General features: G+C 67.9%; 8 protein-coding genes. 3 read left to right on the top strand and 5 right to left on the bottom strand.

Annotated elements, in window-relative coordinates; all coding sequences use genetic code 11:
- Window positions 1-60: 60 nt before the first annotated feature.
- The 4 genes from ACWTSU_RS01540 to ACWTSU_RS01555 all read right to left on the bottom strand — a co-directional run bounded on the left by ACWTSU_RS01540 (window position 61) and on the right by ACWTSU_RS01555 (window position 5,981).
- Complete coding sequence (locus tag ACWTSU_RS01540; RefSeq protein ID WP_455138144.1) at window positions 61-816, bottom strand: nucleotide-binding protein; 756 nt, start codon at window positions 814-816, stop codon at window positions 61-63.
- Window positions 813-1,601 (bottom strand): SAF domain-containing protein, encoded by a 789-nt coding sequence (locus tag ACWTSU_RS01545; RefSeq protein WP_455138145.1) that lies wholly within the window; start codon window positions 1,599-1,601, stop codon window positions 813-815. The genes ACWTSU_RS01540 and ACWTSU_RS01545 overlap by 4 nt, the downstream gene beginning before the upstream one ends.
- 253 nt (window positions 1,602-1,854) lie before the next feature.
- On the bottom strand, window positions 1,855-3,030 hold the full coding sequence (gene rsgA / locus ACWTSU_RS01550) for a ribosome small subunit-dependent GTPase A (protein ID WP_455138146.1): 1,176 nt from the start codon (window positions 3,028-3,030) through the stop codon (window positions 1,855-1,857).
- A 272-nt stretch (window positions 3,031-3,302) separates the two neighbouring features.
- Window positions 3,303-5,981, bottom strand: a complete 2,679-nt coding sequence (locus ACWTSU_RS01555) for a cation-translocating P-type ATPase (RefSeq protein ID WP_455138147.1) — start codon at window positions 5,979-5,981, stop codon at window positions 3,303-3,305.
- Window positions 5,982-6,272: 291 nt separating this feature from the next.
- On the opposite strand from ACWTSU_RS01555, the gene ACWTSU_RS01560 reads away from it, so the two are divergent.
- Both ACWTSU_RS01560 and pyk read left to right on the top strand, forming a co-directional pair.
- The gene (locus ACWTSU_RS01560) at window positions 6,273-7,277 is read left to right on the top strand and encodes a 2-hydroxyacid dehydrogenase (protein ID WP_455138148.1); all 1,005 of its coding nucleotides are present in this window, start codon (window positions 6,273-6,275) and stop codon (window positions 7,275-7,277) included.
- 45 nt (window positions 7,278-7,322) lie between these two features.
- Window positions 7,323-8,774, top strand: coding sequence for a pyruvate kinase (pyk, locus tag ACWTSU_RS01565; protein ID WP_455138149.1), 1,452 nt, complete (start codon window positions 7,323-7,325; stop codon window positions 8,772-8,774).
- Between the two features lie 419 nt (window positions 8,775-9,193).
- On the opposite strand, the gene ACWTSU_RS01570 is transcribed toward pyk, so the two are convergent.
- Window positions 9,194-10,543 (bottom strand): alpha-amylase family glycosyl hydrolase, encoded by a 1,350-nt coding sequence (locus ACWTSU_RS01570; protein WP_455138150.1) that lies wholly within the window; start codon window positions 10,541-10,543, stop codon window positions 9,194-9,196.
- Between the two features lie 233 nt (window positions 10,544-10,776).
- Here ACWTSU_RS01570 and ACWTSU_RS01575 point away from each other — a divergent pair, with 233 nt between their 5' ends.
- Window positions 10,777-11,451: a DUF3800 domain-containing protein gene (locus ACWTSU_RS01575; RefSeq protein WP_455138151.1), complete on the top strand. Its 675-nt coding sequence runs from the start codon at window positions 10,777-10,779 to the stop codon at window positions 11,449-11,451.
- Window positions 11,452-11,511: the final 60 nt, after the last annotated feature.

Consider the following 11,511-nt stretch of genomic DNA (forward strand, 5'->3'; position numbering starts at 1 on the left):
GAAGGCGTTCCGCGCGTACCCGATCAGCGATCCCGCGCGCGCCGCGACGAGCCCGGCAGTCTAGGGTCGCGCACAGGGCCCGGCCAAGGCCACGCCGGGCGCCGCGGTCACGAACAGGCGGGCGAGAAGGTCCGCGGAGCCGCCCTCGTCGCCGCACAGCCGCGCGAGGTCCGTTCCCGCAGGCAGGCCGAAGGCCGCGTGGGCGTTGCCGCACGAGAGGTCGAGGTCGAGCAGGCCGACCGAGAGCCCCCAACGCGCCGCGATCGCGGCGAGCGAGGTCGCGAGCGTGGTCTTGCCCACGCCACCCCTCCCCGAGCAGAGCGCCAGGACCGGGGCACGGCCGGAGGCCGCCGCGGGCGCGGCGCCATGGGGGACGGTCGCCGGCGCCGGCTCGGCCGCCAGCTCCGGCAGGGACGCGAGGGGTTCCCCTGAGGCGGGGCCCGCGACGAGCGCCGGGACCGGTTCCTCGTCAGGGGCCTCGTCCACCTCGTCGACCTCGGCGAGGTCCACCACCAGGTCGACCCCCGCGCGGGCCGCGCGAGACCGCAGCGAGCCGCTGACCCCGCGCACCGCCAGAACCACCTGGCGTGCCCGCCCGTCGCGCGCCAGCGCCGCCGCGAGGTTGACGTCCGAGACGCCGTGCCCGACCGGCCCCACCACGACGCCGAGCTCGCCGGGAGCGGAGCCCGCGGCCATGCGCCGCAGGACGTCCGCGCTCTGCGCGAACAGCACCTTGCCCTCGCCGTCGAGCGACGCGACCACCGCGGCAATCGCCTCTCGGTCGCCCCTCTCGCACCACGCCGCCCACAGGCTCATGCTCCCTCGCCCCCGCTCGTCTCGCCGTTCCCCGTCTCCGTCCCCTCGGCATCCGACGCCGCGTCCCCCGTCGTCGCGTCGGCCCCGTCGCCCTCGTCCCCCGTCTCCGCCGTCACCTCGGACGGCGCGGCGACCGCCTCGCCGGACGCGGCCAGCGCCTCGTCTCCGGGCAGGGCCAGGCGCAGGCTCCCCTCGTCGCTCGCCGCGAGCACGCGCGCCACCTCGCCAGGCCGCACCGCCACGGTGACCGAGCCCGTCGCCATCAGGCCCGAGCCCACCGACGGAACGGCGAGCACCTGCACGTCGCCGCTGATGGGGCGCACCCCGTCAGCGGTCACCTCGTAGGCCGCGAGCACGTCGCCGGGGGCGGTCGCGGGCGGGAGGCCCAGCTCCCCCGACGCGGGCACCGAGAGCGCCACGCGGTCCGCGGGCACGTCCACGGCATCAGACGGGTCGCGGAAGTTGAGGTCCGTGAGGGGCGCCCCCGCGGCCACCGGCACGCTGACCTCGGAGCCGAGGACCGCATCGATGCCCGTCACGGCACCCTCCGGGGCGAGGTCGGCGAGCCAGTCGCGCTCGGCCACGTTGCCCCTGTCGACGACCTGGCCGGCCTCGATGCCCTCGGTCGCCACCACGAGGCTCACGACCTCTCCCCCGTAGCGCTCGAGCGCCTCTGACCGCTCGCGCTCGACCTTCTCGCGCTCCGCCTGTCCGTAGGCCAGGCAGAGCGCCGCGGCCAGCAGGGCGCAGGCGCCCGAGACCACCAGCCTGAAGCGACGCGTCATTCGCCCTCCCCTCCTCGGCGGGCCGTCCCGCCGTCCGTGTGGGAGGCATTGTCCGCGAACGCGCGGGCGTGGGGCACGAGGCTCCCAAGAAAGCTCGACACGAACCTTCCGCGCAGCTGACGGTTATTTTTCATATCGTCACAACTGGCAGATGGGAGCTCTGGCCACTTCTGCTCAGAGCATCAATTATGGTCTTATTTGCCCACGTTCTCTCCATATGGGCGCGTGGGTATCAGCGGGTGCCGCGGCTCCCTCAGAGCGCGACGTCGGGGTCGAGCGAGCGTGCGCTCGCACGCATCTCCTCGGCCAGCGCGAGATAGCACGCCAGGCGCTCGTCGGCGATCTCGCCCGCCTCGTGGCGCGCGCGAACCTCGCAGCCCGGCTCGTGCTCGTGCGTGCAGTCCCTGAAGCGGCATCCCTCCGCTGCCGCCGCGATCTCGGGGAACACGAGCGCCAGGCCCCGCTCGTGGCCCACGAGCGGCAGGCTTCGCAGGCCGGGCACGTCCGCGATGACCCCGCCGCCGGGCAGGCGCACCATCACGCGCGCCACCGTGGTGTGCCGGCCGCGATCGTCGCGCTCGCGCACCGCGCCGGTGGCCAGCGCCTCGTGGCCGAGAAGGGCGTTGAGCAGCGTGGACTTGCCCGCACCCGACTCGCCGAGGATCATCGCGCAACGCCGGGGCCCCACGAGCGCGCGGACCTCCTCCACGCCCTCGCCCGCGGCCGACGACGTCACCACCACGCGCACGTCCTCGCCCACGAGCCGGCGCACCCGGGCGAGGTCGCGGTCGAGCTCGACCCCCGTGCGGCGGTCGGCCTTGGTGAGCACCACCGCGGGCTCGATGCCGCAGTCGCGCGCGAGCACGAGCGAGCGGGCCACGCGGCCGAGCGGCACCTCGTCCGAGCCGAGCGCCTGCACGATCAGGACGGTGTCCACGTTGGCGGCGAGCACCTGGCGCTCCCCGCGGCTGCGGCCGCGCCAGCGTTCGAACGAGGTCCTTCTCGGCAGGACGCGCTCGATGACGCCCATGTCGTGGCCGGGCGCGCGCCGCACCGCCACGCAGTCGCCCACGGCGGGCAGCAGGCACGCGTCCCTCTCGGCGTCTTGCTTGGCAAAGGCCGCGGCATGCTCGGCGCGGAAGGCGTCACCCTCGGTGACCACGAGCGGAAACCCGCGGTCGAGTCGCACCACAAAGCCCGCGCGCATCTCGCCCGCGTTGTCCGCCGTGGCGAGAAACTCCTGGTAGGCCGCATGCTGTGCGTCGTCGACGCGCAGGTCGGCGAACGCGGGCACGTCGCTCAGCGAGTCGATGGACGGCAGCGTCACGGCCTGCTGGCGCGCGTCGCGCCGCTTGCGCGTCGCCGCCGTCCGTCGCTGCCCCCGCTTGGCCACGCGCACCTCCGCTCGCCCGCCGTCCTTCTCGGCCATCTTACCGCAGGTCGGGACGCCCGGCCCTTCTCGGTTACGCACACTCCCGGTGGGTACGTACACTATTGCGAAACTGATACAAAGCCGACCACCTCTCTGACCTGCAGTTTTTCTAGCGAGAAGCTCGTATCAATCCTGCAAGTGTGTACGTAACCGACGGCAGTGTACGTAACCGGCAGCGGCCCGCATGCCCGACGCGCCCCGCGCACGCGAGGGGCCCCGAGCGCGGCGCGAACCGCGGCCCGGGGCCCCAGAGGACGATGGCGTCGTCCCTACTTGTCCTTCTCCACCGCACGCATGATGGCCTTGTAGACCTCCACCAGCGGGATGATCATGAAGCCCAGCACCAGCGCGGTGATCATGCCGCGCGGCTCGAGGTGGTCCACCCCGAAGAAGATCTGGGCCAGCGGGTCGTACTCGACCACCACGAGCGTGAGGATGAGCGCGAGCACCGCGGCGCCCCACAGCCACTTGTTCTGCTTCTTCATGTGGAAGATCGACGCGCGGCGGCTGCGCATGTTGAAGCAGTGGAAGATCTCGACCATGTTGAGCGTGATGAACGCCATCATGACGCCCTCCTCGTCGGCCATCGAGGTGGCGAGCGCGCCCAGGTCGATCGTGCCCAGGTCGAAGTAGACGCCGCAGAAGAAGCTCGCGAGCACGAGCACGGTGATGATGAGGCCCTGGACCACGGTGTCGAGGCCCATGTGGCCGGCGAACACGCCGTCGGAGGCGTTGCGCGGCTTGCGCTTCATGACGTCGCCCTCGGCCTCCTCCATGCCGAGCGCGAGCGCCGGGAAGCAGTCCGTGACGAGGTTGACCCACAGCAGCTGGATGGGCTGGAACAGGGTGAAGCCCATGAGCGTGGCCGCGAAGACCGAGAAGACCTCGGCCAGGTTGGCCGACAACAGGAACTGAATGACCTTGCGGATGTTGTCGTAGATGCGGCGACCCTCTTCGCACGCGTTGATGATCGTGGCGAAGTTGTCGTCGGCGAGCACCATGTCGGCCACGTTCTTGGTGACGTCAGTGCCGGTGATGCCCATGCCGATGCCGATGTTGGCGTGCTTGATCGACGGGGCGTCGTTGACGCCGTCGCCCGTCATGGCCACGACCTTGCCCTTTGCCTTCCAGGCCTCGACGATGCGCGTCTTGTGCTCGGGCTGGACGCGCGCGTACACACCGTACCTCTCGATGTTGCGGTCGAGCTCCTCATCGGACATCCGCTCGATCTCGGTGCCGGTGATGGCCTGGGAGCGGTCCTCCACGATGCCGAGGTTCTTGGCGATGGCCACGGCGGTGTCAACGTGGTCGCCGGTGATCATGACGGTGCGGATGCCGGCGCCGTGGGCCTCGGCGATGGCCGGGGCGACCTCGGGACGCTCGGGGTCGATCATGCCCGAGAGGCCGCAGAACACGAGGTCGTGCTCGAGCGCCTCGGCCGAGAAGTCCGCGGGCCTCTCGGCGTAGGTGCGGCTGGCGAGCGCGAGCACGCGCAGCGCCTCGTCGGCCATGGCCTTGTTGGCGGCGAGAAGCTCCTCGCGGCGCTCGGCGGTCATGGGGATGACCTTCCCGTCCTCGTAGACCTGGGTGCAGAGGTTGAGCACCACGTCGGGCGCGCCCTTGGTGTACTGCTCGAAGGAGCCGTCGGCCTCCTCGACCACCACCGACATCATCTTGCGGCCCGAGTCGAACGGGGCCTCGCCCACGCGCGGGTGCTCGACCTCGAGCCCGGTCATGCCGGCCTTGGCGGCGTCGTTGACGAGCGCGCACTCGGTGGGCTCGCCCACGGCCTCGCCGGCGGCCTCGTCCCACGTGGCGTCGGAGCACAGGGCCATGCCCGCGAGGAGCTTCTCCTCGGACGAGGCGAGCTCGTGCCTCACGACCGTCATCTTGTTCTGGGTGAGGGTGCCGGTCTTGTCGGAGCAGATGACCTGCGTGCAGCCGAGGGTCTCGACCGCGCTGAGGTTGCGGATGATGGCCTGGCGCTTGGCCATCTTGGTGACGCCGATGGACAGCACGATGGTCACCACGGCCACCAGGCCCTCGGGGATGGCGGCCACGGCGAGCGACACCGCCACCATGAAGGTGTCGAGCAGCATGTGCGGCTCGGCGATCACGGTGCCGAGGCCGGCGCGCAGCACGTCGACCGCGAAGACGACCACGCAGATGACGATCACCAGGATGGTGAGGATCTTGGAGAGCTCGGCGAGCTTCATCTGCAGCGGGGTGAGCTCCTCCTTGGCGTCGTTGAGGGCGCCGGCGATCTTGCCCATCTCGGTGTCCATGCCGGTGCCGCACACCACGGCGCGGCCGCGGCCGTAGACCACGGTGGAGCCCATGTAGCACATGTTCTTGCGGTCGCCGAGCGGCACGTCGTCCGCACCGTCGTCCGCGAGGGCCTCGACGTGCTTCTCGACCGGCACCGACTCACCGGTGAGCGCGGCCTCCTCGATCTTCATGGACGCGCTCTCGAGCACGCGGCAGTCCGCGGGCACGGCGTCGCCGGCCTCGAGCAGCACCACGTCGCCGGGCACGAGCTCGGAGGAGTGCAGCGAGGTGAGCTTGCCGTCGCGGATGACCTTGGACTGGGCGGCGCTCATCTCCTGCAGGGCGGCGAGCGCCTCCTCGCTCTTGGCCTCCTGGATGACGCCGAGGGCCGAGTTGATGATGACGACCGCCATGATGATGACGACGTCGGCCCACTCGGACTCGCCCTGGATCATGCCGGTCACGGCCGAGATCACGGCCGCGACGATGAGCATGATGACCATCGGGTCGGCCATCTGCTGGAAGAAGCGGATCCACAGCGGGGTCTTTGCCTCCTCCTTGAGCTTGTTGGGGCCGAACTTGGCGAGGCGCGCGGACGCCTCGGCGGACGTCAGGCCGCGCTCCTCGTCAGAGGAGAGCTCGGCCAGAACGTCCTCGGCTGACGCTAGGTACTCTCTCAACGTGTGTCCCCTCCTGGGTTGGCATCGTGCCCGACAGGTTGACGCCCGATCATAATTCCCCAGGAGGGGCAAGGGCTCGCCAAGGCTGCCGTGCCGGGCAGCTGACATAACGTCCTCCATCTTACCCGAATAGGCCCCCGATTTGGCCCAGGAGCCCCATATACGACACCCCGCCAAAAAAGCAAGGACTTGTCGGCAAGTGGAAGGCTTACGCAGACCTTGCCTGCGCTAAACTGAGGGGCCGTAGGGTTATGTGACGCGCCGCGGGCGCATACGTGAAAGGAACTCACGATGAACATTCTCTTCTACGGAACGGCCAGCTACGACAAGGTCTCGTTCCAGAAGGAGCTCGCCGACTACCCTGAGATCAAGATCGACTTCACCGAGACCAACCTCACGCCCATGACCGCCGCGCTCGCCCGCGGCTACGACGCCGTCTGCGCCTTCGTCAACGCCGATGCCGGCGCCATGACCCTCGAGATCCTCGCCGGCTTCGGCGTCAAGCTCGTGCTGATGCGCTGCGCCGGCTTCGACGCCGTCAACGTCGAGGTCGCCAAGGACCTCGGCCTCAAGGTCACGCGCGTCCCCGCCTACTCGCCCGAGGCCATCGCCGAGCACGCCATGGGCCTGGCCCTCGCCGCCAACCGCCGCATCTGCAAGGGCTACATCCGCGTCCGCGAGAACGACTTCTCGCTCGACGGTCTGGTGGGCGAGACCCTGCACGGCAAGACCGCCGGCATCATCGGCACCGGCCGCATCGGCGCCGCCCTCTGCCGCATCTGCAAGGGCTTCGGCATGACCGTCCTGGGCTCCGACCTCTACCCCAACCAGAAGCTCGTTGACGAGGAGCACGTGGTTGACGAGTACGTCGACTACGACGAGCTCTACCACCGCTCCGACCTCATCTCGCTGCACGCCTTCCTCAACGAGGAGAGCCGCCACATGATCAACGACGAGTCCATCTCCAAGATGAAGGACGGCGTCATCTTTGTTAACACCGGGCGCGGCGGCCTCGTCGACACCCAGGCGCTCATCCGCGGCATCCTCTCCGGCAAGATCGGCGCCGCCGGCCTCGACGTCTACGACGAGGAGGGCCCGAACGTCTACCAGAACCGCGCCGGCCAGGTCATCGACTCGGTGACCGCGCGCCTGTGCTCCTTCCCCAACGTCGTGATGACCAGCCACCAGGCGTTCTTCACGCACGAGGCCCTTGGCCAGATCGCCCGCGTCACGCTGGACAACGCGCGCGCCTTCGCCAACGGCACCGACTTCGTCGATCGCAGCGTGGTCTGCTAGTCTAGGGCGTCACGCTGAACCGGACCTGACAAGAGAGAGGTTTAGATGGCCGTTTTCACGAAGAAGAAGACCAAGATCGTCTGCACCATGGGCCCCGCCACCGAGGACGAGGAGGTGCTGCGCCAGCTCATCCTCCACGGCATGAACGTCGCGCGCTTCAACTTCTCGCACGGCAGCCACGAGTACCACCGCAAGATGATCGAGAAGGTCCGCTCGCTGTCCGCCGAGCTCTCCATCCCCGTCGCCATCCTGCTGGACACCAAGGGCCCCGAGGTCCGCACCGGCGTCCTCAAGGACGGCAAGAAGGTCATGCTCGAGACCGGCAAGACCTGCGTGATCACCACCGACGACGACGTCATCGGCACCGCCGAGCGCTTCTCGCTCGACTACAAGAACCTTCCCAACGAGGTCGAGAAGGGCTCGGTCATCCTCATCGACGACGGCCTGATCGGCCTTGAGGTCGACCACGTTGACGGCACCGACATGTACTGCACGATCACCAACGGCGGCGAGCTGGGCGAGCACAAGGGCGTCAACGTGCCCAACGTCAACATCGGCCTGCCCTCGGTCACCGCGCAGGACCGCGCCGACATCATGTTCGGCTGCGAGCTCGGCATCGACGCCATCGCCGCGTCGTTCATCCGCGACGGCGAGGCCGTCAACGAGATCCGCAAGATCTGCGTCGAGATGGGCACGCCCAACGTGCAGATCTTCCCGAAGATCGAGAGCGCCCTGGGCGTCAAGAACTTCGACGAGATCCTCCACGCCGCCGACGGCATCATGGTCGCCCGCGGCGACCTGGGCGTCGAGGTGCCGGCCGCCGAGGTCCCGCACATCCAGAAGACCATCATCAAGAAGTGCAACGCGCACTACAAGCCGGTCATCACCGCCACGCAGATGCTCGACTCCATGCAGCGCAACCCGCGCCCGACGCGCGCCGAGATCACCGACGTCGCCAACGCCATCTACGACGGCACCGACTGCGTCATGCTCTCCGGCGAGACCGCTGCCGGCAAGTACCCGATCGACGCCGTCAAGACGATGTCTGAGATCTGCAAGGAGACCGAGAAGTACCTGCCCGAGCGCAAGGAGTACCACGACCGCGGCGGCGTGCGCAACGTCAACGGCGCCACCGGCTTCGCCGCGCTCGAGATGGCCGACCGCGTGAACGCCCAGTGCATCCTCGCGCCGACCCACTCCGGCCGCTCCGCACGCCTCATCGCGACCTTCCGCCCGAAGATGCCGCTCTACGCGATGTCCCCGAGCGACGAGACCATCCGTCGCACCTGCTTCTACTGGGGCGTCTACGCGTACCGCACCGTCGAGCAGGGCTCGCTGTCGGCCACGCTGTACAACGCGCTGACCACGGCCAAGGAGAACCACCTCGTGGAGACCGGCGACATCGTGGTCATCACCGCCGGCGACCCGCAGACCTCCCCGCGTCTGGGTGACTACACCACCTCCACCAACATGGCGATGGTGGCCCAGGTCCAGTAAGGGCGGTCAGCTCTCCAGCGAGGGATGAGACCCCCTGGATTTCCTTCGAGAAGTGCGCTGTGCGGAACTTCTCTTCGGAAATCCAGGGGGTCTCTCGCTGTCGACGAGACTCGCTTCATCCAAGCTGGGCGCACGGCCGCACATACACGCGTCCGGTGTCGATTTGCCGCCGAGGAGGACGGATTCTCGGAGATATCAGTGATTCTGCGGTACCTCCTCGAGTATCACCTGAGAAGTAGCATTTTCTGAGCTGCGGTTTTCCGAAGCGCCAGATTGCGACTACTCTGGACCCCCACTAAGAATCACTGATATCTCTCACGGCGGCACCTTCAGGACGCACGTTGTCGCGAAACGCGTCGCCCATATCGGGCTGTCCGTGTGATTCCCACCCCAAAAGCCGCGCCTCCAACCCGAGTCGCCTACCGCTCGCACTCCCAGTAGCGCGTCGAGAAGGGCGCGAGCTCGGACCCGCCGCCGAAGTCGTGCTCCTCGCCGGTGATGAGGTCCACGGCGCGGCCGCAGCCGGCGTCGAAGTGCACCGTCGCGCTCTCCGCCGCCGCGTTGATCGCCACGATCACGCGCTGTGCCTCGCCGTGCTCGCCGCCCGCATACGAGCGCTGGAACACCAGCTGCTGCGGCTGGCACTGGAGTTGCGCGTAGTCGCCCCACACGAGCGCCGGGCTGCCCTCCCGCGCAGCCGCGAGCGCCGCGATCCAGTCGGTGAGATCGTTCCACTCCGGTGCGTTGAGCGCGGGGCGAATCTCGTGGTCGCCGGGGAGCTGCTCGCCCTCGATGCCCCACTCGCTGCCGTAGTAGACGCTCGGCACGCCGCACATGGCGACGAGCAACCCGTAGAGCGGCCGAAGCTGTCGCACGTCATCCAGCTTTGTGGCGATCCGCGGAACGTCGTGGTTGTCCACGAAGTCGAGCATGTGGCGACCGGTGTAGAGGTCCCACGGCTGGCTCCCGCTCTGCCGCTCCAGCGCGTAGGCGATCTCGTGCATGTTTGCCGCGTTCATCGACGACCAGAGGCCCTTGTACGCCTCGTAGTTGGTGACCGAGTCGCACAGGTCGTCGCCCATCCACTGGTTGTAGTCGCCGAACATGGTCTCGCCGACTAGCGGGAACTTCTCGCCGCGCTCCTCGCCGATCCCGTTGGCCACGCCCCGCAGGAAGCGCAGGAAGCCCTGGTCCAGGCAGTAGGCCACGTCGAGCCGCAGGCCGTCGATGTCGAAGTCGCGCACCCAGCCGCGGATGACGTCGGCCAAGTAGTTGTTCAGGTCCTCGCTCCAGTGGTTGAGCTTCACCAGGTAGGGCACGCCCTCCCAGCAGGTGTACGAGAGGCCGTCGCCATACTGGTTGTCGCCGTTCCAGTCGATCTCGAACCAGCCCGCGTAGGGGCTCTCGCCGCGACGCTCCAGCACGTCCCTGAACGCCCAGAAGCCACGTCCCACGTGGTTGAACACGCCGTCGAGCAGGACCTTGATGCCCGCGGCGTGGCAGGCGTCCACCACGGCACGCAGGTCGTCGTTGGTGCCCAGTCGGCAGTCGACGCGCGTGTAGTCGCGCGTGTCGTAGCCGTGCGCGTCAGACTCGAAGACCGGGTTGAGCAGCAGGCAGGTGGCGCCGAGCTTGGCCATGTGGTCGATCCAGCCGTCGTCGACGAGCTTGAGCAGGCGGTGCTCGAGCACGCCGTCGTTCTCGTAGGGGGCGCCGCAGAGCCCCAGCGGGTAGACCTGATAGACGAAGGACGGCTCGTACCAGCTCATGGGAGCTCCTCTCGACGCGTCGATTCACCCCACTGTAGCCACCGAGCCGCTCGCCCGCCGGTGGCGCCCGCGAACGGCGAGGGACGCAAGGCGACTTAGCGCCCGAATTGTGGTATAAGGTAGCTGGTGGCGCGTTGCGCTACCTCCAAGCGCCGGGGGCAGTCCCCCGGCAACTTAACGCCGGGGTCTCCCCGGTGTTTTGCTAACGAGGGCCTGTTTGGAGATGCACATCGATGGGCGAGCTGAGCGTCTTCGCAGATGAGTCCGGGGATAGGTGTGGCCACTCCAAGTACTACCTGCTGACGCTTGTGTTCCACGACCAGGACAATGACATCCTCGAGTCCGTTGGGATGTACGAGAACTCGCTGAGACAGTCTGACCTGCCCAACATACCCTTTCATTCGGAGCCCCTGCTCAACGGTCGCGGCGCCTACGAAAACCTGGATATTTCTGCTCGAAAGAATATCCTGCACTGCTTTGGCGCAATGGTGAGGCACCTGCCCATTTCATACCGCACGTTCGCTTATCGACGCAGCGAATATGAGAATCCCGTTGCGCTCTCAGCAAGGATGAAACGAGACATCTCCGGGCTCCTGTTTGACAACCTGGAATTCTTCCAGTCGTTCGATGAGGTAAAGGTCTATTACGACAACGGACAGGACATCGTGAAGCAGGCGCTCGATCAGTCCATCGGATTCGCGCTGTCCAAGAACGCCGTGCAGCGCCGCCGTACCTCCATGACCGACTATCGCCTTGAGCAGGTGGCGGACTATCTGTGCACCATCGAGCTCGCCGCAATCAAGTATGAGGCCAGGGAGGACGGCGCGACATACGACAAGTTCTTCGGCGGGATAGGCGCCTTCAAGCGAAACTGGTTGAAGCAGGCGCGAAGAAAGCGGTTGGGCTAAATCCCTGTGAAGGAAGGCGCCGAACGCTCAGGTCCCCCCCAAGAGAGGAGACAAGGCTCA

The organism is Thermophilibacter sp. (genome assembly GCF_966187215.1).

Coding starts and splice junctions, on each gene's coding strand:
- ACWTSU_RS01570 (WP_455138150.1), bottom strand. CDS start 10,543: ATGAGCTGGTACGAGCCGTCCTTCGTCTATCAGGTCTACCCGCTGGGG.
- ACWTSU_RS01545 (WP_455138145.1), bottom strand. CDS start 1,601: ATGACGCGTCGCTTCAGGCTGGTGGTCTCGGGCGCCTGCGCCCTGCTG.
- rsgA (WP_455138146.1), bottom strand. CDS start 3,030: ATGGCCGAGAAGGACGGCGGGCGAGCGGAGGTGCGCGTGGCCAAGCGG.
- pyk (WP_455138149.1), top strand. CDS start 7,323: ATGGCCGTTTTCACGAAGAAGAAGACCAAGATCGTCTGCACCATGGGC.
- ACWTSU_RS01575 (WP_455138151.1), top strand. CDS start 10,777: ATGGGCGAGCTGAGCGTCTTCGCAGATGAGTCCGGGGATAGGTGTGGC.
- ACWTSU_RS01560 (WP_455138148.1), top strand. CDS start 6,273: ATGAACATTCTCTTCTACGGAACGGCCAGCTACGACAAGGTCTCGTTC.
- ACWTSU_RS01540 (WP_455138144.1), bottom strand. CDS start 816: ATGAGCCTGTGGGCGGCGTGGTGCGAGAGGGGCGACCGAGAGGCGATT.